Raw genomic sequence first — 21,288 nt, forward strand, 5'->3', positions numbered from 1 at the left:
GGCATCGTCATGTCCACCCGTACCTCTCTTCGCCACCTCGGCGTCGCCGCCCGTGCGATGCTCGTCGCCACGGCCGTGCTCGGCATCGCGTACACGGCCGTGATCACGGGCATCGGCCAGCTGGCCCTTCCCGCGCAGGCGAACGGCTCGCTCGTGCGCAACGCCGGCGGTCAGATCGTCGGCAGTGCGCTGATCGGCCAATCCTTCACGGATGCCGACGGCGTAGCCCTCCCGCAGTACTTCCAGTCGCGGCCATCGGCCGCGGGCAGCGGCTATGACGGCACGGCCTCGAGCGGTTCGAACCTCGGGCCCGAGAACAGCGACCTCGTGACCGCGATCGGCGAGCGCCAGGCCGCGATCGCCTCGGCGGACGGCGTGCCGGTGGGCGACATCCCCGCCGACGCCGTCACGGCATCCGGATCGGGACTCGACCCGCACATCTCGCCGGCGTACGCGAAGCTGCAGGTGGCGCGTGTGGCGGCGGCGCGCGGCCTCGACCCGGCCGTGGTGACGGCGCTCGTCGATCAGCACACCACGGCGCGGGACCTCGGCTTCCTGGGCGAGCCCCGCGTGAACGTGCTCGAGCTGAACATCGCGCTGGATGCCGCGAGCCGGTGACGCGGCGGCCTGTGGCGCGCGGCGTTTCGACGCGCTGCGCTCGCTCGACGACCGGAGCCGAGTCGGAACGCCCGGGGCAACCGAACTGCAAGGTCGACGCGCCGACACGCCGCCGGAGCGACGGATGCCACGGCGTGTCCCCCGGCATCCCTTGCAGTTCGGGCCCGTTGCGGTTGGGTCAGGTCGGGCAGGTGGGGCCGCCCGATCCGGGGCGGGCGGCCCGGGAACCGACGGGAGAACTAGGGTGAACGCATGAAGCGCGGCAGTCTGCGGGTGCTGCTCGGAGCCGCGCCCGGCGTCGGCAAGACGTACGAGATGCTGTCCGAGGGCCATCGCCTGCTCGCCGACGGTCGTGACGTCGTCGTGGGCATCGTCGAGACCCACGGCCGTGCGGCGACCTCGGCGCGCGCGGAAGGCCTGCCCACGCTCGGACGCCGGCGTCTGCGCCACCGCGAGGTCGAGCTCGACGAACTCGACCTCGACGGCCTGCTCGATCGGCATCCGGAGATCGCGCTCGTCGACGAGCTCGCCCACACCAACGCACCCGGCTCCCGCAACGAGAAGCGGTGGCAGGACGTCGAAGAGCTGCTGGCCGCCGGTATCGACGTCATCACGACCGTCAACGTCCAGCACATCGCCTCGCTCGGCGGAGTGGTCGCGCAGATCACCGGAGTCACGCAGCGCGAGACGGTACCGGATGCCGTGGTGCGCGCCGCCGACCAGATCGAGGTCGTCGACCTCGCACCCCAGTCGCTGCGCGATCGCCTCGCCGCCGGCGCGGTGTACCCCGCGGAGCGGATCGATGCCGCCCTGTCGAACTACTTCCGCCTCGGAAACCTCACGGCCCTGCGCGAACTCGCGCTGCTGTGGCTCGCCGACGAGGTCGACAGCGCACTGCAGAGTTACCGCGAGGAGCACGGCATCCGCGGGGCGTGGCAGGCGCGCGAGCGCGTCGTCGTCGCCCTCACCGGCGGCCCGGAGGGCGACACGCTGCTGCAGCGCGGGGCGCGTATCGCCGCGCGCGCCGCCGGCGGCGAGCTGCTCGCCGTGCACGTGACGACGCAGGAGGGGCTGCGCGCCGCCGCTCCCGGCGCCCTCGCGGCCCAGCGCGCGCTCGTGGAATCCCTCGGCGGCAGCTACCACCAGGTGATCGGCGAGGACGTGCCGCGGACCCTCGTCGAGTTCGCGCGGTCGGTCAACGCGACGCAGCTCGTGCTGGGCGCGAGCCGCCGTAGCCGCCTCGGCGCGGCGTTCACGGGCCCGGGCATCGGGGCCACGGTCATCCGCGAGTCGGGCGACATCGACGTGCACATCGTCACCCACGCCGCCGCGGGCGGAACCCTGCATCTGCCGCGCGTGACGGGCGGGGCGCTCGGCTGGCGCCGGCGCATCCTGGGGCTGGTCGTCGCGCTCACCGGCGGGCCGCTGCTGTCGTGGCTGCTGTTCGCGACCTCCAACGAGGAGACGATCACCTCCGACGTGCTCTCGTACCAGCTGCTCGTGGTCGTCGTGGCGTTGATCGGCGGCATCTGGCCGGCGCTGTTCGCGGCGGTGTTGTCGGGGTTGACGCTCGATTTCCTCTTCATCCATCCGCGTTTCACGGTGACGATCGACAACCCGCTGCATGCGCTGGCGCTCGTGCTGTACGTCGTCATCGCGATCCTGGTGAGCTGGATCGTCGATCAAGCCGCACGTCGCACGCGCCGGGCTCGGCGCGCGGCCGCCGAGTCGGAGCTGCTGGCGACGGTGTCGGGCAGCGTCCTGCGCGGCGAGAGCGCCGTCCCGGCTCTGGTCAGCCGAACCCGCGAGGCGTTCGGCGTGAGCGGGGCGCGCCTGCTCGCCGGAGACGGATCCACCCAGCAGGTACTGGCGACCGACGGCGAACCTGTGCGCGACGGCCGGGCGGTCGTGGTGCCCGTGGGCACGGATGCCGCGGGCGGCCCTCGCGCCACGCTCGAGCTGCACGGCGGCGATGTCGGGGCCCCGGAGCGGCGCCTGCTCGATGTCATCACCGCCCAGCTCGCCGCGGCTCTGGAACACAGCGAGCTCACGCAGACGGCCCGCACCGCCGACGCCCTGGCCGCGACCGACCAGGTGCGCACGGCGCTGCTGTCGGCGGTCAGCCACGATCTGCGCCGCCCGCTCGCTGCCGCCATCGCGGCCGTCGGCGGCCTGCGTGCGGCGGGGCCGTCGCTGAGCGCCGCCGATCACGACGAGCTCGTCGCGACCGCGGACGAGTCGCTCGCCGCGCTCGCGGCGCTGGTCACCGATCTGCTCGACGTCAGCCGTGTGCAGGCGGGCGTGCTCGCCGTCTCGCTGTCCCCGGTCGATCTTGCGGGAGCAGTGCTCGAGGCCCTCGATGAGCTGGGCATCGGACCCGACGTCGTCGAACTCGCGCTCGATCAGACCGTCCCTGCGGTGCGCGCCGACCCCGTGCTGCTGCAGCGGGTCATCGTCAACGTGCTCGCCAACGCGCGCCGCTACGCCCCGCCCGGCACGCGCGTGCGCATCGCGTCGAGCCGGCTCGGGCCGACCGCCGAGCTGCGCATCGTCGACCACGGTCCCGGCGTCAGCGCCGACCGTCAGGACGACATCTTCACGCCCTTCCAGCGGCTCGGTGACACCGACAACACCACCGGGCTCGGGCTCGGGCTCGCCCTGTCGAAGGGTTTCACGGAGGGCATGGGCGGCACCCTGACACCCGAGACCACGCCCGGCGGGGGGCTGACGATGGTGGTCTCGCTGCCGGTGGATGCCGCGGAATCCGACCTCGCCGCCCCGCCGGTGGCCGAGGCGGGAAGATGAGAGCGTGAAGATCCTGGTCGCCGACGACGACCCGCAGCTCGTGCGGGCGCTGCGCATCACGCTCGCCGCGCACGGCTACGACGTCGTCGCCGCGCCCGACGGTGCCGCCGCGATCGCCGCCGCGGCACAGGCGCGCCCCGACGTCGTCATGCTGGATCTCGGAATGCCGCGTCTCGACGGCATCGAGGTGATCCACGCGCTCCGCGGGTGGACCGACGTGCCGATCCTCGTCGTCTCCGGACGCACGGGCTCGGCCGACAAGGTCGAGGCTCTGGATGCCGGGGCCGACGACTACGTCACGAAGCCGTTCCAGATCGATGAGCTGCTCGCGCGGCTGCGGGCCCTCGCGCGCCGGCGGGGCGTGGCATCCACGGCATCCGCGGACACCCCACTCGTGCGCTTCGGCGATGTCGAGGTCGACCTGGCCGCGACCCGCGTCGTCCGCGGCGGCGAGGTCGTGCACCTGACGCCGACGGAGTGGCGGATGCTCGAGTTCCTGGCCCGCAACCCCGGCACGCTCGTGACCCGGCAGAACCTGTTGAAGGACATCTGGGGCACCGACCAGGTAGCCGACTCGGGATACCTGCGCCTGTACATGTCGCAGCTGCGCAAGAAGCTGGAGCGCGACCCCGCCCACCCGCAGCACCTGCTCACCGAGCAGGGCATGGGCTACCGCCTCGTGCTCGGGGACTGACCGCGGTCGAGTCGCCCCGACCCCGCCCCCAGCCGAACTGCAAGGCCGTAGCCGCGACACGCGGGCAGGGACAAGGGATGCCGCGGCGTGTCGGGCAGTATCCCTTGCAGTTGCGTCGCGGATCGCTCGAGGACGGGCGAGTCGACTCGCCCCGCGCCCTCAGGCGGCGACGACCGCCTCCAGGCGTGCGTACGAGGTCTCCATGCCGTCGGTCATGCCGGTGGCGAGGACCATGTCGCGCGTCTCCTTGTCGGGATACTCGATCAGCAACGTCAGCAGGGTCGCGCCGTCCTCCTCGTAGAGCTGCAGGTCATTGACCGTCGCCGGTCCCGGCATCCCGATCATCCGCTCGGTGGAGACCTCGCGCCAGATCGGCTCACTGAGCACCGTCTCGCTCTCGAACCCGAACCGGGTCGACTCGTCGTCGCCCTGCTGCCAGACGAAGCGGGTGGTCTCGCCGACCTCGCACTCGATCATCTGCCAGCCGTCGGGTCCCAGCAGCCACTGCCGCAGCAGCTCGGGCTCATGGTGGGCGCGCCACACCAGCTCGCGCGAGCCCTCGATGAGTCGGGTGATGCGCACGTGTTGATCGGTCAGCAACTCGGTGCGGGTGCCCTTGCCCTGCGCGTAGGCACGGAGGTCCTGCAGCACCGCGTCGAGCTGGCTCATCGCCAGACGCGAACCCTCGATCGCGCCCATCGCGACGACCTGCTCGAGCGCTTCGAGCGATGTGAAGAAGGTGGTGTTGATGAGGCGAGAGCCCTCGGCAGTCGCCTCGAACGAGAAGAGCATCCGCATCGACGGGAAGCCGTCGAGCTTCTCACCGTCGTCGCCGATGAACGAGTCGAGCACCTCGAAGCTGCGTCCGGGCTCGACGTTCAGCACCTCCCACGATCCGGCGGAGCGCTCCCCCCGCGGACTCGTCATGCGGTAGTCCACGCGACCGCCGGGGCGGAGGTCGAACGCGGTAAAGGTCGCCGGCCAGCCGGGAGGACCCCAGAACCGCTCGAGCTGCCGCGGGTCGGTGAAGGCCTCCCAGAGCCGGGAGACGGGAGCCGCGGCATCCGCGACGAGGGTCATCGTGAGGTTCTCGGGGTCGGTCGTGATGTCGGTGACGGGCATGTCAGTCTCCTTGCGTCGGACAGTGATCGTGCGGTTCAGCCAGCAGGGCGTCGAGGCGGTCGATGCGCGAGCGCCACAGGTCTTCGTAACGGGCGAGCAGCGCCCGGGCGCGGGAGATCATGCGCGGGTCGGCGCGCACGAGGCGCTCGCGTCCCTCGGCGCGCTTGATGACGAGGCCGGCGGCTTCGAGCACCGCCACGTGCTTCTGCACCGCGGCGAACGACATGTCGTAGTCCGCGGCGAGCGTCGAGACCGACTGCTCGTCGACGATCGTGCGCCGCAGGATGTCGCGCCGCGTCGCCGCCGCCAGGGCGTGGAACAGGCGGTCGGTCTCATCGTCGCTCAACTCAGTTTGTGCAACCATTTGGTTGCACGTTAGGGCAGTGGATGCCGCGAGTCAATACCCTCGCCGACGTTCCCGACACCTGTCGGGCGAGCGCCGGCCGCCCTGCCGTTCACAACTCCGGAGATTCGTGGCCATCACGGCGCGACCTCGGCGCGTCGCGGGGTCTGCTGGCCACCGTTCCGGAGTTGTGAACGCCGTGACCGGGCAGGGAGCGCTCCGAAGATCCAGAGCGGGCCCGACCGAACGAAGCGGTCAGGGCGGGTTCGCCGGATTGCACACCCTTGACGCAGCCGTCCTCTTCCGCCTGGTGCGTGAGACCGCCGAGTCGTCCACCTCGCGGGCGCTACGGGTCAGGCGGCGCAGTCGATGCAGGTCGTGGCCATCGGCCGGGCTTCCAACCGGCCGGGCGCGATCACGTTCCCGCAGACGACGCAGATGCCGTACGTCCCGGCATCCATGCGAGCGAGCGCGGCGTCGACCTCGGCCCGCTCATCGAGCACCGAGCGACGAAGCGCATCGATGCGCTGCCACTCGCCGGAGAGCGTCGAGCCCTCGGGGTCGTGCTCGTCATCGGCGGTCGCAGCCGACCGGTCGGCGCGCACCGCCGCGTCATCGGTGTCGAGCCGCCCCAGCAGGGCATCGAGCTCCGCCGCTCGCGCGCGAAGCCGGGCGAGCGGGTCGGTCATCCCCGGTAGCCGATGAGCCAGGTCACTCCGAACCGGTCGCGCACCTGACCGTCATGGTCACCCCACGGTCGCAGCGCGAGCGGGTCGAGCACGTCGCCGCCGCCGGCGAGCGCCGCGAACCACTCCTCGAGCGTCGCCGGCTCGGCGGTGCCCAAGAGGGAGAACAGGATGCCGCGGAGCTGCAGAGTCGGCTCGCCGCTCCCGGCATCCGAAGCGAACAGCTCGACGGGACCCTGCAGCATCCCGTGCGCGATGTGATCCGCGGGCCCGTCGTCGCGCCCGAAATCGCCGAACGTCGCGAGGACGAGCTCGCCGCCGAACACCCCTCGGTAGAACTCGAGCGCCGCGCGAGCCGTGCCGTCGAAGGAGAGATACGGGGTGAGTCCGGTCATGGGGGCGACGATACGTCGAAGCGGCCTCATCCACGACTCCTCCTGTCAACCCCCGTGCGTCGCGACCGGTGACGGCGAACAGTGGAGGTCATGACGAACGAGGACGAGATGACCGACCCGCAGACATCCCCCGACAGCACGCCCGGCGTGGGAACCGAAGACGCATCCGCGACGACCGAGCCCGACACCGAGGAGCTGGTCGAGCCGAGCACGGAGAAGGACCCGGGCGAGGAGCCCTTGGCGCCGCATCCCGACGAACCGCTCGCGCCGCATCCGGACGAGCCGCTCGCGCCGAACCCCACCGAGCCCACGCTGCCGCAGGCCGCCGAGCCCAGCCATCACGCCGTGGGCATCGGCGTGATCGACGACGAGGCCTGAACGGCACGGCCCGACCCGCGCCGCCCGGGGACGGCCGCCCGGCTAGACTGAGGCCGTCCCCGGCACCCGAGTCTTGGAGTCCCGCCGCGTGAGCACCCCCGCATCCGACAGCAAGGTCGCAGACACTGTCGAGAACGCCGTCCAGACGCCGGAGAAGGAGCAGCCCTACGCGGCGCTCGGCCTCAAGAGCGACGAGTACGACCAGATCAAGGAGATCCTCGGCCGGCGCCCCACCAGCGGCGAGCTGGCGATGTACTCCGTGATGTGGAGCGAGCACTGCTCCTACAAGTCGTCGAAGATCTACCTGCGCCGCTTCGGCCAGAAGGTCTCCGAGGAGATGAAGAAGCGGCTCATGGTCGGCATGGGCCAGAACGCGGGTGTCGTCGACGTCGGCGAGGGCTGGGCGGTCACCTTCAAGGTCGAGAGCCACAACCACCCGAGCTACATCGAGCCGTTCCAGGGCGCCGCAACCGGTGTGGGCGGCATCGTCCGCGACATCATCTCGATGGGCGCCCGTCCGGTGGCCGTCATGGACCAGCTCCGCTTCGGCGCGATCGACAACCCCGACACGGCCCGGGTCGTGCACGGCGTGGTCAGCGGCATCAGCTTCTACGCGAACTGCCTGGGTCTTCCGAACATCGGCGGCGAGACCGTCTTCGACTCCGTCTACCAGGGCAACCCGCTGGTCAACGCCCTCGCGGTCGGCGTCATGCGCCACGAGGACATCAAGCTCGCCAACGCCACCGGCGCGGGCAACAAGGTCGTGCTCTTCGGCGCCCGCACGGGCGGCGACGGCATCGGCGGCGCATCGATCCTCGCGTCCGACACCTTCGCCGACGGCGGCCCCACCAAGCGTCCCGCCGTACAGGTCGGCGACCCGTTCGCCGAGAAGGTGCTCATCGAGTGCTGCCTCGAGCTGTACCGCGACGAGCTCGTCGAGGCGATCCAGGACCTCGGCGCCGCGGGTATCTCCTGCGCCACGAGCGAGCTGGCGGCCAACGGCGGTTCGGGCATGCGGGTCGACCTCGAGAACGTGCTGCTGCGCGACCCCACGCTCACGCCGGAGGAGATCCTCATGAGCGAGAGCCAGGAGCGCATGATGGCGATCGTCGCGCCCGAGAAGCTCGACGCCTTCCTCGCCGTCACGGGCAAGTGGGATGTCGAGACCAGCGTGCTCGGCGAGGTCACCGGCGACGGCCGCCTGCAGATCTTCTGGCACGGCGAGCAGATCGTCGACGTCGACCCCTCGACCGTGGCCGTCGACGGCCCCGTCTACGAGCGCCCGGTCGCCTACCCGACCTGGATCGATGCCCTCCGCGACGACTCGGCATCCGCCCTGCCGCGCACCGACGACGCGGCCACCCTGAAGACGCAGTTCCTCGACCTCCTCGGCAGCCCGAACCTCGCCGACACGAGCTGGGTGACCAACCAGTACGACTACTACGTCATGGGCAACACGGCCCTCAGCTTCCCCGACGACGCCGGCATGATCCGCGTCGACGAGGAGAGCGGCCTGGGCTTCGCCATCGCCACCGACTGCAACGGGCGCTTCTGCCAGCTCGACCCGTACGCGGGCGCGCAGCTGGCCCTCGCCGAGGCGTACCGCAACGTCGCCGTCACCGGTGCGGTGCCCGCCGCCGTCACCGACTGCCTCAACTTCGGCAGCCCGGAGAACCCCGAGGTGATGTGGCAGTTCGGTCAGGCGGTCGACGGTCTCGCCGACGCGTGCCTCGAGCTCGGCGTGCCGGTCACCGGCGGCAACGTCAGCTTCTACAACCAGACCGGCGACACCCCGATCTTCCCGACACCCGTCGTCGGCGTTCTGGGCATCATCGACGACGTCGCCCGTCGCATTCCGAGCGGCTGGCAGGATGCCGGCGAGAACATCTACCTGCTGGGCGTCACCGCCACCGAGCTGAGCGGTTCGGCGTGGGCAGAGACCGTGCACGGCCACCTCGGCGGACGTCCGCCGGCGGTCGACCTCGGCCAGGAGAAGCGTCTCGCGGAGCTCATCCACGCGGCATCCCAGCAGGAGCTCGTCTCCAGCGCCCACGACCTCTCGTCGGGCGGACTCGCCCAGGCCCTGGCCGAGGCGGTGACGCGCTTCGGCGTCGGCGCCCGCGTCTGGCTGCGCGAGATCATGGAGCGCGACGGTGTGGATGCCGCGACCGCCCTGTTCAGCGAGTCCACCGGCCGCGTCATCGTCTCGGTGCCGCGCGAGGAGGACGTGAAGTTCCGCGGACTGTGCGAGGGCCGGGGCTATCCGGTACTGCGCATCGGCGTCACCGACGCGACCGCCGACACCGCAGAGAACGCCCTCGAGGTGCAGGACGTGTTCACGGTTGCGGTCTCGGAGCTGCGGGCGCGCTCGCAGGCGACACTGCCGGCCGCCTTCGGACCGACGGTCGTCGAGCCCGTAGGCTGAGGCGCATGAGCGAGCAGGACGAGTACGAGGGCATGAACGAGGCGCGCACGCGCCGCACCCGCATCATCGCCTGGGTCACGATCGTCGCCCTGATCCTCGTCGGCGGCGGCGCCACGGTGCTCGCGCTGCTCTTCGGCTGAGCCGCCCCACGAACTCCGCACACAGGCACGTACTCCGCACACGCGTGCCCGGATGCGTGCGGAGTTCGTCACAATCTGCGGAGTTCGTCGACGTTCACGCGGGCGGGCGAGGGGCGGGACGAGCGGAGGCGAGGGGCGGATGCCGCGGCATCCCTCTCTGCGAGCGCTCCCAGCCGGTCTCGCTAGGCTGAGGGCGTGGATCCGCTCTGGGCGACGATCGCCGAGTTCTGGTGGATCGGGCCGGCGACGATCGGTACCGGCACCCTCGGCTGGCTCGGGCTGCGCCGCGAACGCCGCGAGCGCCGCCGTCGCATCGAGCTGGACGCGGCCCGACTGGAGCTGCGCTCGGCGAAGCGCGACGCGGCGACAGCGCGCGCCGCGGTGCGGGTGGCACGCACGGAGCTCGATCGACTGCACGCCGAGCGCGCGACCGGTCGTGCGAGCGCGGCAGATGTCGCCGCGGCGCGGCGGGAGCTCGACCGCGCCGTCGACGAGGTCCGCGTCGCGACGGCGACGGCCCGGTCGCGGCGCGCGCACGTGACGGCCGCGCGTGCGGCGCTGCCGACGGCCGGCGACGACGCCCACCTGCCGGTCGCGCGCACGATGCGGGCACACGACGAGATCATCGCCCGGTGGATGACCTATGAGACCGATCCGGCGCGGCTCATCGCCTTCCCCGCGATGACCGATGCGCGCCAGCCGCTGACCGCCGCGTTTCTGGCCGCCGACAAGGCGGCGCGGGAGCACCGTCCGGCGTCGGCTCGGGCGCGCATCACACCGCCGCAGTTCACGGCGTATCGGGATGCCGTCGCCGCCGTCACCCGCGCGTTCGACGCGGCCGAAGCGGAGGCGTGGCGTCAGGCGCGCGCGGCGGGCGACGCGCCCGCGAGACCCGCGCCCGGCGATCCGGATGCCTCGCGCGCGGGCACGGACACCGTCGGGCAGTGGACCGTGATCGCGCAGAACCTCACCCAGACCTTCGCGCAGACGGTGCTCGCGAAGGGCGCCGAGGCCGTCGGCCGCGCGATGTCGAACCCCCCGCGCACCGCGCCGAATGACGCCGCCGCGCCGCGCTCGGGTGCGCCCCGGCATCCATCCCCTCCGCCCGCGGAAGGTCCAGACGTCGCCGCGCCGGGCGGGGCGGACACGACGGAGCGCGGCGCACGCCCGATCTGGCCCGTTCCCCGACGCCCGCGCGCATAGGGTTGAGGCCGTGGACCAGTTCTGGATCTTCGCCCAGCACTATTGGTGGCTGGTGTTCCCCGTTCTCGGCATCGCGAGCGGGTTCGTACGCCGCTGGGACGTGCTCGCGCAGCGCCGCCACGCGCGCCGGCTCGAGGTGATGCGTGCGAAGGCCGAGCTGAAGACCGTCACCGCGTCCACCCGGGTCACCCGTCCCGACGACCCGCAGCCGATCACCAAGCCTTCGCCCCTTCCCGACCAGCTCGAGAAGCTCTTCGCGGTGCACGACGACGTGACGGCGCGCTGGCTGGAGTACGAGCTCGACGTCGCTCGCATGATCGCCTTTCCCACCATGAGCGACGGGCGGCAGCCCCTGACCGCCGCGTTCCTGCGCGCCAAGAAGATCGCCGACCGGCTGCGCCCGGCGTCGGCGGATGCGCGGGTCAGCGCGGAACAGGTCGCCGAGTACCGCGGCGCCGTCACCGATTACGAGGTCGCGTTCGATCTCGCCGAGCGTGACGCCCGGCGCGTGCGTGACTCCCAGTTCAGCGATGCCGAGCGCAAGCGTCTGGCCACGGCGCAACAGCTGCTGGCCGTCGCGCTCGACCAGTCCGCGACCCCGGCGGAGCGTCAGGTCGCCTATCGCCGGGTGCGGGAGGAGGTCGACGGCCTGCTGGCGCTCTCCGACGAGGCCGTCGAGCGTCTCGAGACCAAGGTCGCCCTGCAGCTCGAGCGTCCGCAGCCGACGCCCGACGACGAACGGGGCCCGGCAGACGCCGGACCCCGTTCCTGACCGCGATCGTCAGGACGTGAGGCTGTCGACCCACTCCTGGTTCTCGGCGATCCACTTCTTGATCACCGGCGCGTAGTCGTCACCGCTGTACTCGTTGAACATCGCGTTCTCGAGCGAGGCGAGCGTGTCGGTGGGCATCGTGAAGTTCGAGATCCAGCCGTGCACCTCGGGATGATCCTTCGCGAACGAGCTCGCCGCCACCGAGTGGATGCTCTCGGCATCCCCCAGCAGGCCCTTCGGGTCGGCGAGGTCCTTCACCGGGAACGCGTTGTACGCCCAGTGCGGCCGCCACAGCGTCACCGCGATGTTCTGCCGGGCATCCGTCGCCTTCTTGAGCTCGGCGAGCATGGCCGGCGTGGACGACTCCACGAGTTCCATCCCCTCGAGCCCGTAGCCGGGAACGACATCGTCGCCGGTGATGCGCATGAGCCCCGAGCCCGGTTCGATGCCGACGATGCGACCGCCGAACTGGTCGGATGCCGCGGCCAGCTGATCGAGCGAGTCGATCGGCGCGTCGGCGTTGACGGCGACGGTGAGTCGCGCGTCGTCGTTCCAGGCCCCGAGGTCGTCGACCTTGTCGCCGTAGCGCTCCATGTAGTCGGCGTGCGTGGTGGGCAGCCAGGTGTCCAGCACGAGGTCGAAGTCGCCGCGAGCGAGGCCCTGGTAGACGGGCGCGACGTCGGCGAACGTGAGCTTCACGTCATAGCCCTTCTCCTCGAGGATCGACTGCCACAGGTACGACGCGGCAATGCCCTCGTCCCACCCGTTGAACACGGCGATCTCGATCGACTTCGCATCGGAACCGCCCGCGCCGCCCGCGCCTCCCGTGCCGCCGGCGCAGCCGCTCAGGGTGAGCGCTGCGGCGGCGCTCAGGGCGATACCGCCCAGGATGCTCTTGGTCTTGTTCATGCTGACGTCCTCTCCATCCGCGTGCTGTCCGCGGATCGGTCGGTGTCAGCCGCGGACTCTCCGCGGCTGGGGCGGGCCGTCGACCCGCCGTTGCGGGTGCGGCGCGCCGCACCCGCCCGGCGCGGGGCACGAGGCCGGCCCAGCGCCGAAGTCAGACGGTCGAGGATCATCGCGGTCATGACGACCGACAGGCCGGCTTCGAAGCCCAGGCCCACGTTGATGCGCCCGATGGCGCGAACGATCTCGCCGCCGAGTCCGCCGGCGCCGACCATGCCCGCGATGACGACCATCGAGAGACTCAGCATGATCACCTGGTTGACGCCGGCCATGATCGACGGCAGCGCCAGCGGGATCTGAATCTGCCGCAGCACACGCGCCGGCGAAGCCCCGAACGCGTACCCCGCCTCCACGACCTCGCTGTCGACGCCCCGGATGCCGAGTTCGGTCAGCCGCACGCCGGGGGCGATCGCGAAGAGGATCGTCGCGATCATGCCCGGCACCGCCCCGACGCCGAAGAAGATGATCGCGGGGATGAGGTAGACGAAGGCGGGCATCGTCTGCAGGAAGTCGAGCACGGGGCGCACGATGCGCGAGACGGCGTCGCTGCGGGCGGCCCAGATGCCGACGGGGATCGCGATCACGATCGCGACGAGCGCCGCGACGATGACCAGGGCGAGGGTGTCCATCGCGTTGTCCCACTGATCGACGCCCACGATCACGAGCAGGCCGAGGGCGGTGCCCAGCGCCAGGCGCCAGCCGCTCACGGCGAACGCCGCCGCGGCGAGCACGACGATCAGCAGCCAGAACGGCGGCGCCATGAGCACGGCGTCCACCGCGTCGTAGACGGCGCCCAGAACGAGCACCACCGCGTCGAACAGTCCGCGCAGCGCGTCGCCGACGACATCGACGACCGTCTCGGCCCACTGGCCCACCGGAATGCGGAACCCGTCCATCAGCGCTCTCCCTCCGTCGCGGCATCCACCAGCGGCGTGAACTCGGCCACCATCTCCAGCGGGGTCTGCACGACCGCCATCTCGCGCGTCGTCGCCGGAACGTTGCCGAGAGCGGCGAGCAGTGTGATGCGCGGGATCACTCCACGCAGACGTCCCTGATCGTCGACGACGGCCAGGGGAACGGACGCCTCCACGGCGGTCTCGACGATGTCGGTGAGCAGGTCGTCGGGACCGACCGTCGGCACGTGGGTGTCGACGATGCGCCGCAGGTCGCTCTCGCCCGACTTCACCGCTCGGATCACCGCCCGGTCGGTGACCACGCCCACGAGGCGACGGTTCTCGGTCGCGAACACGGCACCGGCCTGGTTCTCACGCATCGTGCGCAGTGCCCCGCGCACGCCCGCCGTGATCGGCGTCGACAGCGACGGCGGCTCCATGACGGCGGATGCCGTGAGCACGCGCGCCCGGTCGACGTCCTGAACGAACTGCGCCACGTAGTCGTTGGCGGGGTCGGTCAGGATCTCTTCCGGTGTGCCGTTCTGCACGATGCGACCGTCACGCATCACGGCGATGCGGTCGCCGAGGAACATCGCCTCGTTGAGGTCGTGCGTGATGAACACGATCGTGCGGCCGAGCTCGCGCTGCAGCTCCACCAGCTGCTCCTGCATCTCGCGGCGGATGAGCGGGTCGAGCGCCGAGAAGGCCTCGTCCATCAGCAGGATGTCGGTGCCGGCCGTCAGGGCGCGCGCGATGCCGACCCGCTGACGCATGCCGCCGGAGAGCTGGTCGGGAAGCGCATCGGCGCGATCGCCGAGGCCCACGCGCTCGAGGATGTCACGCGCACGTTCGCGGCGCTCGGTCTTGCCGACGCCCTGGATCTCCAGCGCGTACGCCGCGTTGTCGAGCACGCTCAGGTGCGGCAGCAGGGCGAAGTGCTGGAAGACCATCGACACCGACTCGCGGCGGATGGTGCGCAGCTGTGCCGGCGAGGCCGTGGTGACGTTGCGGCCGGCGATGGTCACCTCGCCGGCGGTGGGGGCCAGCAGGCCGTTGAGCATGCGGATGATCGTGGACTTGCCCGACCCGGACAACCCCATGATGACGAAGATCTCGCCACGGTTCACCGTGAAGCTCGCGTCCACCACGGCCGCGGTGCCGGCATCGGCCACGTCGGCGCGGGAGTGACCCGCGCGCAGGCGCGCCACGGCATCCTTCGGATCACGCCCGAAGACTTTGAACAGATGCCGCGCCTCCAACAGGGGCGCAGCAGAAACAGCGTCGGTCACAGAACACCTCGGCAGCCCGGTGCACAGGCTGCATCGGTCACGCCCGGGTGACGGCCACTCGCGCTCGGGCAGAGCGCTCGGCACCGGACATCGGATCCGGGCACAGGCCGCCGACCTTACGTCCGCCGGTGCCAACGGGCACGACAGCGGTCGCGGACTGGTCTGGGGTCGACCCCGCGTGGGGGCCGCCACCACCGTTTCATCCGGGTGAATGCGCACGCAAATTGGACGCGACGCCGACTTCTCGCTATCGCGCGCACGCGAAGGCGGAGGCGCTCCGGCAGCGCTTGACGTCGCCAGCGTTATTTGGTTACTTAGTCAAGTAACTAACCAACCCACCGGATGCCGGGAGGCCACGTGATCGATGAGGGACGCGCGCTCTTCGTGCAGATCGCCGAGAGCGTCGAGGACTCCATCGTGGACGGGAGCCTTCCCGAAGACACCCGCGCGCCGTCGACGAACGAACTGGCGGCTTTCTACCGCATCAACCCGGCCACGGCCGCGAAGGGAGTGAACATGCTCGTGGAAAAGGGCGTGCTCGTCAAGCGCCGCGGAATCGGCATGTTCGTGGCGGTCGGCGCCCGCGAGAACCTGCGCGCCGAGCGCCGCGCCGCCTTCGCCGCCCGATTCATCCAGCCCCTGCTCGCGGAGGCGCACACGCTCGGCCTCAGCGCCGACGAACTCGCTGCCATGGTCCGCGACCAGGCGGCCCACCCCACATCGACCCCGGAAGGAGGCGCCCGATGACCGTCGTCCAGGTGACCGACCTCGTCAAGCGCTACAAGAACGCCGCTGCTCTGGACGGGGTGTCCCTCACCCTCCAAGAGAACGTCATCTACGGCCTGCTGGGCCGCAACGGCGCCGGCAAGACGACCCTGATGTCGATCATGACCGCACAGAACTTCGCGACGAGCGGCGAGGTCAACGTCTTCGGTGAGAATCCGTACGAGAACAGCCGCGTGCTGGGGCGCATCTGCTTCGTGCGCGAGAGCCAGCGCTACCCCGACGATGCCCGGCCCGTCCACGCTTTCCGGATGGCGGCGATGTTCTTCCCGAACTGGAACCAGGAGCTCGCCGACGAGCTCATCGACGCGTTCCAGCTGCCCATGAAGACGCGGATCAAGAAGCTCTCGCGGGGGCAGCTGTCGGCGGTCGGCGTGATCATCGGACTCGCCTCGCGTGCCGAGCTCACGTTCTTCGATGAGCCCTACCTCGGCCTGGATGCCGTCGCGCGCCAGATCTTCTACGACCGTCTCCTCGCCGACTACGCCGAACACCCCCGCACGATCGTGCTGTCCAGCCATCTCATCGACGAAGTCGCCGACCTCATCGAACGGGTGATCGTGATCGACCGCGGACGCATCATCCTCGACGAGGAGACCGATGCCCTGCGTGGTCGAGCCTCGACGATCATCGGCGACGCCGTCGCCGTCGACGCCTTCACCGCGGGGCGCGAGGTGCTGCACCGCGAGAGCCTCGGCCGCGTGGCCAGCGCGACCCTGCTCGGCGAACTCGACACGCAGGACAGGGCACAGCTGGCGGCATCCGGGCTCGAGGTGGGTGCGGTCTCTCTGCAGCAGCTGATCGTCCGCCTCACCCAGCACGACGCCGAATCCTCGGTCGCGGCGAGCGCCGCCGCGGCCACCCCCGCCGAAGGAGCACGCCGATGAACCGGGTTCTCACCGTCACCCGCATGCAGTTCGTCAACAAGTACACGTTCGTGTGGCTGCCGCTGATCATCCTCGTCGTCAGCCTTGTGCTCTCGATCGCGATCTTCGCGCTCATCCCCTACGGCGGGGCGAAGTACGGCGGCGGAAGTCAGGCCCCGATCTGGTACTTCTTCGGCCTCGGCATCATGTCGCTGAGCTACACGTTCCCGTTCTCTCAGGCGCTCAGCATCACCCGTCGGGAGTTCTTCTTCGGCACGATGCTCGCGGCCCTGGTGACAGCCGTCCTCCTGGGCGCGGTCTTCGCCGTCGGCGGCGCGATCGAGCGCGCCACCGGAGGCTGGGGCGTCAACGGCTACTTCTTCTCGCTGGACTGGGTGTGGACCGCCGGCCCCGTCGGGGCGGGAGTCTTCTTCGCCGTAGTGGGGATGGTGCTGTTCGTGGCCGGCTTCTGGGGAGCGACTCTCTACCGCCGCTTCGGGGCTCTCGGCCTCACGCTGACGCTGTCGGGTCTCGGAATCGTGCTGGTCGCCGCGCTGTGGCTCGTCGGGCGGATGGATGCCTGGGCGTCGGTATGGACGTGGCTCGCCGGCCTGGGACCGATGGGGCTGACGGCGGTGCTGGCTGCGCTCACGGTCGTCCTCGGCGCCGCATCGTTCCTCACGCTGCGGCGCGCCACCCCCTGACCCGGCGGCGCCGTCGCCCGGCCGCAGGAATCAGTCAGCGGCCGCGGCGGCGGCGTGGTGGCGGATCACTTCGGCGACGACGAAGTTGAACCACTTCTCGGCGAACTCGGGATCGAGGTCGGCCTCCAGCGCGAGCCGACGCAGACGTGCGATCTGCTGCTCTTCACGAGCGGGGTCGGATGCCGGCATCCGATGCTCCGCTTTGAGCACCCCGACCTGCTGGGTGCAGCGGAAGCGTTCGGCGAGCATGAAGATCAGCGCCGCGTCGATGTTGTCGATGCTGGCACGCAGGCGCTGCAGGTGAACGGCGGCGTCGGTCATGGGCTTCCTCTCGTCCTCGCCGACATTACCGCCTCTCCGGACGGCATCCGCTGACAGCCCTAGAGTGTGACCATGGCAGCAGCATCGAACGAGCCCCGCTCGCGTTCGCTCCGGCGCGGCACGAAGATCGCGGCGGGTTCCGACCGCGCGAACCCGGCCGACAGTACGGCGTCATCCGATGCCCCTGCGCACCGCTCACACACGGGGCGAGCGGTGTGGACGACCCTGAACCGCCCCTTCGCCGTGGGCTTCTTCCTGACGCTCGGCGGGCTGGTGGCGATCCTTCTGGGCATGGCCGTCACGAGCCTGGTCACGGTGTGGATCTACGTCGCCTTCGCCCTGTTCGTCGCCCTCGGGCTCAACCCCGTCGTGCAGCGACTGCAGCGGCACGGCGTCGGTCGCGCGTGGGCGATCGTGATCGTCTATTTCGCCCTCGCGCTGCTGCTGGTCGCGGTTCTGTGGCTCATCGTGCCGACGGTGGTGCGCCAGATCGCCCAGTTCATCACGGACGTTCCCACCCTCGTGACGTCCTTCCAGCAGACCGACCTCTACCACTGGGCCCGCGATCAGTTCGGCGACCAGGTGCCCGCGATCGTCGCCGAGGTGCAGAAGTTCCTCACCGACCCGGGCCATCTCGCGGCGATCGGCGGAGGCGTGCTGCAGATCGGCATCTCCATCGGCACCACGATCTCCGGGATGATCATCATCATCGTGCTGAGCCTGTACTTCCTCGCCTCGCTGCCCGAGATCAAGCAGGCGTTCTACCGCCTGATGCCCGCGCGCAGTCGCTCACTGACCGCCGACCTGACCGAGCAGATCACCGAGTCCGTCGGTGGCTACCTGGGCGGCATGGTGGTGCTCGCCTTCTTCAACGCCGTGGTGAGCTTCATCCTCTACACGGTGCTGGGTCTGCCGTTCCCCGCCCTGATGGCCGTGGTCGCCTTCTGCCTCACGATCATCCCGCTCGTCGGTACGGTGCTGTTCTGGGGCATCGCCTCGGTGGTCGCCCTCTTCGCCAGCCCCCTGTCGGCGCTGATCTTCGCCGTCGCATATCTGGTCTACATGCAGCTCGAGGCATACGTGCTCACCCCGAAGGTGATGAACAAGGCCATCGCCGTGCCCGGCGCGCTCGTGGTGATCGGCGCCCTCGTGGGCGGCACGCTCATGGGTCTGCTCGGCGCCCTCGTCGCGATTCCCGTGACGGCATCGATCCTGCTCATCATCAAGAAGGTCTTCATCCCCAAGCAGGATGCCGCGACCTGACCCAGGGGTAAGCGCTGGAGCCTCGGCATCCTCTCTCGGCAGCCGACGTGCGTGCCGGGCGCAGGCAATCTGCCGAGGGCAGGCCGATTCGCGCGCAGTTCGCCTGTTCTGGGCAGATCGCCTGCGCTGGGCAGGATGCCGCGGCGCGGCGGGCGGGCCGCGACGGCGGCAGGTGGGTCAGGATGCCGCGAGCAGGCAGGTGGGCGAGGGGGCGTCCACGCGGCGTCGGGCGCGCCCCGGCACCCCGGTGCGCTCATCCAGCGCGAGCGCGGCGATCTCGTCGGAGCGCTGACCCGCCACGAGGAGGGTGTCGCGCACGACGACGTGATGCCGCGGCCAGTCCACGCCCGAGTCGACGAGCGCGATCGGACGCAGCTGGGCCCCGTCACCGCGCACCTCCACGACGGCGATCGTGTTCGAACCGCGCAGCCCCGCGTAGACGAAGCGACCGTCGCGCGAGAAGGCGAGCTCTGCGGCGGCATCTCCGGCGAGAGCGCCCGGTGACAGCGCGACCCCGGCGACGACGCGCCACTGCCCGCTCGCATCGGGGGCCAGTGCGTAGAGCTCGTTCGACAGCTCGGTCACCACGAACAGATGCTCGGACGGATGCCATCGACTGTGGCGCGGCCCGGTCTCCCGCGGAAGCGCGACGTCGTGCGAGCCCCGCGCCGGGTCACCCCGCCAGAATCGCACCAGATCGAGCCCGAGATCGGTCGTCGCGATCGTGTCGCGTGGGAGGAATCGCACGTGGTGCGCGCGCGACGGTCGCGTCTGGTGCGACATGCCGGCGAGAGCATACGGATCGGACGCAGCGGCCAGCACCGTCGGCTTCGACGGGCGACCCTCGGCATCCAGCGATATGCGCACGAGGCGCCCGTCGCCCCAGCAGGCCGCGATCAGTGCGTCGCCGGCAGGGGAGACAGCGAGGTGGCAGACGGCCTCGCCGGCCTCCACGGCAGCACCGAGCCGGACGAAGCTCTCCTCGCCGATGCGGCGATATGCCTGCAGCGAGCCGCGTCCCTCGAGTGCCGCGTAGACGACGGGAAGGGTCGGATGCCACGCGAGCCACGACGGCGAGTCGGCGCGGACCGAGACCTCCGCGCGCCGGGCGAGCTCTCCGCCGGCCGACACGTCACCGACGTTGCCGGCCAGGAGCGTTCCGACGCCCTCCGCGCGGCCGCCCATATCGGCGGAGTATCCGCCGAGGAAGAAGCGCACCTCAGTCGACGAGATCGTGACGCACGATGACCGCGTCGCGGGCGGGTCCCACGCCGATCACCGAGATGCGCGTGCCGCTCATCGCCTCGAGAGCCAGCACGTACTCCTGCGCCGGGACGGGCAGGTCCTCGAAGCTCCGTGCGCCGGAGATGTCGTCCTGCCAGCCCGGGAAGTACTCGAAGATCGGGGTCGCGTGGTGGAAGTCGCTCTGATTGACCGGGACCTCATCGAACCGCTCGCCGTCCACGTCGTATGCGACGCACACGGGGATCTGCTCGAGTCCGGTGAGGATGTCGAGCTTGGTGAGGACGAGGTCGGTGATGCCGTTGATGCGGGTCGCGTAGCGCGTGATCGGCGCGTCGTACCAGCCCACCCGGCGGGGCCGACCCGTCGTCGTGCCGAACTCGAAGCCGCGCTTGCGCAGCCACTCGCCCTTGTCGTCGAACAGCTCCGTCGGGAAGGGGCCGGAGCCCACGCGTGTCGTGTAGGCCTTGACGATTCCGACGATGCGGTCGAGGCGGTTGGGGCCGACGCCCGAACCGGTCGAGGCGCCGCCCGCGGTGGCGGAGGAGGAGGTCACGAACGGATACGTGCCGTGGTCCACGTCGAGCATGGTGGCCTGGCCGCCCTCGAAGACGACGACGTCACCGGCATCCAATGCCCGACTGAGCAGCAGCCCGGTGTCGCAGACCATGGGGCGCAGGCGCTCGACGTAAGAGAGCAGATCGTCGACGACCTCGTCGACGGTGATGGCACGGCGGTTGAAGACCTTGACCAGCAGGTGGTTCTTCTGATCGAGCGCGCCCTCGACCTTCTGGCGCAGGATGTTCTCGTCGAAGAGGTCCTGAATGCGGATGCCGACGCGATTGATCTTGTCGGCGTAGGTCGGACCGATGCCGCGCCCGGTGGTGCCGATCATGCGCTTGCCGAGGAAGCGCTCCGTGACCTTGTCGAGGGTGCGGTGATACTGCGTGATCACGTGCGCGTTGGCACTGATCTTCAGCCGCGAGGTGTCCAGGCCCCGGGCGTTGAGCGCCTCCAGCTCGGCGAACAGCACCTCGAGGTCAACGACGACGCCGTTGCCGATGACGGCGTTCACGCCGGGTGACAGAATGCCGGAGGGCAGCAGGTGCAGCGCGTACTTCTCATCGCCGATGACGACGGTGTGACCGGCGTTGTTGCCGCCGTTGAACTTGACGACCCAGTCGGTGCGCTCACCGAGAAGATCGGTGGCCTTGCCCTTGCCCTCGTCTCCCCACTGGACGCCGACGATCACGATGCCTGGCATGGACTGCTCCCCCGTTTTCGGCCTTCTGGCGCATATCGGACGGTTGCACCGGGAATGCCGGTACACCCCATCCTATCGAGCAGCCCGTGCTGCGCTCCGACGCTGAGCGGGCGGGG

At 70.5% G+C, this 21,288-nt stretch carries 22 protein-coding genes; 12 read left to right on the forward strand and 10 right to left on the reverse strand.

Going from position 1 to position 21,288, the window contains the following annotated elements; all coding sequences use genetic code 11:
• Positions 1-9: 9 nt before the first annotated feature.
• The 3 genes from kdpC (at position 10) to DEU37_RS07215 (ending at position 4,117) form a co-directional block, all read left to right on the forward strand.
• Positions 10-618 (forward strand): potassium-transporting ATPase subunit KdpC, encoded by a 609-nt coding sequence (kdpC, locus tag DEU37_RS07205; RefSeq protein ID WP_121189903.1) that lies wholly within the window; start codon positions 10-12, stop codon positions 616-618.
• Between the two features lie 252 nt (positions 619-870).
• Entirely contained in the window at positions 871-3,423 is a 2,553-nt protein-coding gene (locus DEU37_RS07210; RefSeq protein WP_121189904.1) for a DUF4118 domain-containing protein, read from the forward strand.
• 4 nt (positions 3,424-3,427) lie between these two features.
• The gene (locus tag DEU37_RS07215; protein ID WP_121189905.1) at positions 3,428-4,117 is read left to right on the forward strand and encodes a response regulator; all 690 of its coding nucleotides are present in this window, start codon (positions 3,428-3,430) and stop codon (positions 4,115-4,117) included.
• 159 nt (positions 4,118-4,276) lie between these two features.
• On the opposite strand, the gene DEU37_RS07220 is transcribed toward DEU37_RS07215, so the two are convergent.
• From DEU37_RS07220 to DEU37_RS07235, 4 genes are all read right to left on the reverse strand, one after another.
• Positions 4,277-5,239: an SRPBCC domain-containing protein gene (locus DEU37_RS07220; RefSeq protein ID WP_121189906.1), complete on the reverse strand. Its 963-nt coding sequence runs from the start codon at positions 5,237-5,239 to the stop codon at positions 4,277-4,279.
• Position 5,240: 1 nt separating this feature from the next.
• Positions 5,241-5,603 carry a helix-turn-helix domain-containing protein gene (locus DEU37_RS07225; protein ID WP_121189907.1) on the reverse strand — a complete coding sequence of 121 codons (363 nt, stop codon included), beginning with the start codon at positions 5,601-5,603 and terminating at the stop codon, positions 5,241-5,243.
• Positions 5,604-5,935: 332 nt separating this feature from the next.
• A complete protein-coding gene (locus DEU37_RS07230; RefSeq protein WP_121189908.1) occupies positions 5,936-6,271 on the reverse strand; it encodes a TraR/DksA C4-type zinc finger protein in 336 nt (111 codons plus the stop codon).
• Positions 6,268-6,663 (reverse strand): VOC family protein, encoded by a 396-nt coding sequence (locus tag DEU37_RS07235; protein WP_183043619.1) that lies wholly within the window; start codon positions 6,661-6,663, stop codon positions 6,268-6,270. The genes DEU37_RS07230 and DEU37_RS07235 overlap by 4 nt, the downstream gene beginning before the upstream one ends.
• Positions 6,664-6,753: 90 nt before the next feature.
• Between DEU37_RS07235 and DEU37_RS07240 the strand changes: the two genes are divergently transcribed.
• From DEU37_RS07240 to DEU37_RS07255, 5 genes are all read left to right on the forward strand, one after another.
• A complete protein-coding gene (locus DEU37_RS07240; RefSeq protein WP_259457185.1) occupies positions 6,754-7,041 on the forward strand; it encodes a hypothetical protein in 288 nt (95 codons plus the stop codon).
• 88 nt (positions 7,042-7,129) lie between these two features.
• The gene (gene purL / locus DEU37_RS07245) at positions 7,130-9,466 is read left to right on the forward strand and encodes a phosphoribosylformylglycinamidine synthase subunit PurL (protein ID WP_121189910.1); all 2,337 of its coding nucleotides are present in this window, start codon (positions 7,130-7,132) and stop codon (positions 9,464-9,466) included.
• A gap of 5 nt (positions 9,467-9,471) precedes the next feature.
• A complete protein-coding gene (locus tag DEU37_RS15070) occupies positions 9,472-9,606 on the forward strand; it encodes a hypothetical protein (protein ID WP_259457186.1) in 135 nt (44 codons plus the stop codon).
• 195 nt (positions 9,607-9,801) lie between these two features.
• A complete protein-coding gene (locus tag DEU37_RS07250) occupies positions 9,802-10,809 on the forward strand; it encodes a hypothetical protein (protein WP_121189911.1) in 1,008 nt (335 codons plus the stop codon).
• Positions 10,810-10,819: 10 nt separating this feature from the next.
• Positions 10,820-11,581, forward strand: coding sequence for a hypothetical protein (locus DEU37_RS07255; protein WP_121189912.1), 762 nt, complete (start codon positions 10,820-10,822; stop codon positions 11,579-11,581).
• A 9-nt stretch (positions 11,582-11,590) separates the two neighbouring features.
• Here DEU37_RS07255 and DEU37_RS07260 read toward each other — a convergent pair whose 3' ends face one another.
• From DEU37_RS07260 to DEU37_RS07270, 3 genes are read right to left on the reverse strand one after another with little or no spacing between them, the layout of a single operon-like run.
• Complete coding sequence (locus DEU37_RS07260) at positions 11,591-12,490, reverse strand: glycine betaine ABC transporter substrate-binding protein (RefSeq protein ID WP_121189913.1); 900 nt, start codon at positions 12,488-12,490, stop codon at positions 11,591-11,593.
• Positions 12,487-13,443 carry a proline/glycine betaine ABC transporter permease gene (locus DEU37_RS07265; RefSeq protein WP_121189914.1) on the reverse strand — a complete coding sequence of 319 codons (957 nt, stop codon included), beginning with the start codon at positions 13,441-13,443 and terminating at the stop codon, positions 12,487-12,489. Before DEU37_RS07265 ends, DEU37_RS07260 begins: the two co-directional genes overlap by 4 nt.
• Complete coding sequence (locus DEU37_RS07270) at positions 13,443-14,729, reverse strand: glycine betaine/L-proline ABC transporter ATP-binding protein (protein WP_121189915.1); 1,287 nt, start codon at positions 14,727-14,729, stop codon at positions 13,443-13,445. Before DEU37_RS07270 ends, DEU37_RS07265 begins: the two co-directional genes overlap by 1 nt.
• 357 nt (positions 14,730-15,086) lie before the next feature.
• Between DEU37_RS07270 and DEU37_RS07275 the strand changes: the two genes are divergently transcribed.
• The 3 genes from DEU37_RS07275 to DEU37_RS07285 are packed head-to-tail and all read left to right on the forward strand — an operon-like array spanning position 15,087 to position 17,082.
• Positions 15,087-15,476 (forward strand): GntR family transcriptional regulator, encoded by a 390-nt coding sequence (locus DEU37_RS07275; protein WP_121189916.1) that lies wholly within the window; start codon positions 15,087-15,089, stop codon positions 15,474-15,476.
• Positions 15,473-16,399 (forward strand): ABC transporter ATP-binding protein, encoded by a 927-nt coding sequence (locus tag DEU37_RS07280; RefSeq protein WP_121189917.1) that lies wholly within the window; start codon positions 15,473-15,475, stop codon positions 16,397-16,399. The genes DEU37_RS07275 and DEU37_RS07280 overlap by 4 nt, the downstream gene beginning before the upstream one ends.
• Positions 16,396-17,082 carry a hypothetical protein gene (locus tag DEU37_RS07285; protein ID WP_121189918.1) on the forward strand — a complete coding sequence of 229 codons (687 nt, stop codon included), beginning with the start codon at positions 16,396-16,398 and terminating at the stop codon, positions 17,080-17,082. Before DEU37_RS07280 ends, DEU37_RS07285 begins: the two co-directional genes overlap by 4 nt.
• Positions 17,083-17,112: 30 nt before the next feature.
• Here DEU37_RS07285 and DEU37_RS07290 read toward each other — a convergent pair whose 3' ends face one another.
• Positions 17,113-17,403, reverse strand: coding sequence for a chorismate mutase (locus tag DEU37_RS07290; protein ID WP_016463782.1), 291 nt, complete (start codon positions 17,401-17,403; stop codon positions 17,113-17,115).
• A 72-nt stretch (positions 17,404-17,475) separates the two neighbouring features.
• Here DEU37_RS07290 and DEU37_RS07295 point away from each other — a divergent pair, with 72 nt between their 5' ends.
• Positions 17,476-18,666: an AI-2E family transporter gene (locus tag DEU37_RS07295; RefSeq protein WP_121189919.1), complete on the forward strand. Its 1,191-nt coding sequence runs from the start codon at positions 17,476-17,478 to the stop codon at positions 18,664-18,666.
• Between the two features lie 177 nt (positions 18,667-18,843).
• Here DEU37_RS07295 and DEU37_RS07300 read toward each other — a convergent pair whose 3' ends face one another.
• Entirely contained in the window at positions 18,844-19,884 is a 1,041-nt protein-coding gene (locus DEU37_RS07300; protein ID WP_121189920.1) for a beta-propeller fold lactonase family protein, read from the reverse strand.
• Between the two features lies 1 nt (position 19,885).
• On the reverse strand, positions 19,886-21,172 hold the full coding sequence (locus DEU37_RS07305) for an adenylosuccinate synthase (protein WP_036282698.1): 1,287 nt from the start codon (positions 21,170-21,172) through the stop codon (positions 19,886-19,888).
• Positions 21,173-21,288: the final 116 nt, after the last annotated feature.

Source organism: Microbacterium sp. AG790 (assembly GCF_003634765.1).
In the GTDB taxonomy this organism is placed as follows: Bacteria; Actinomycetota; Actinomycetes; order Actinomycetales; family Microbacteriaceae; genus Microbacterium.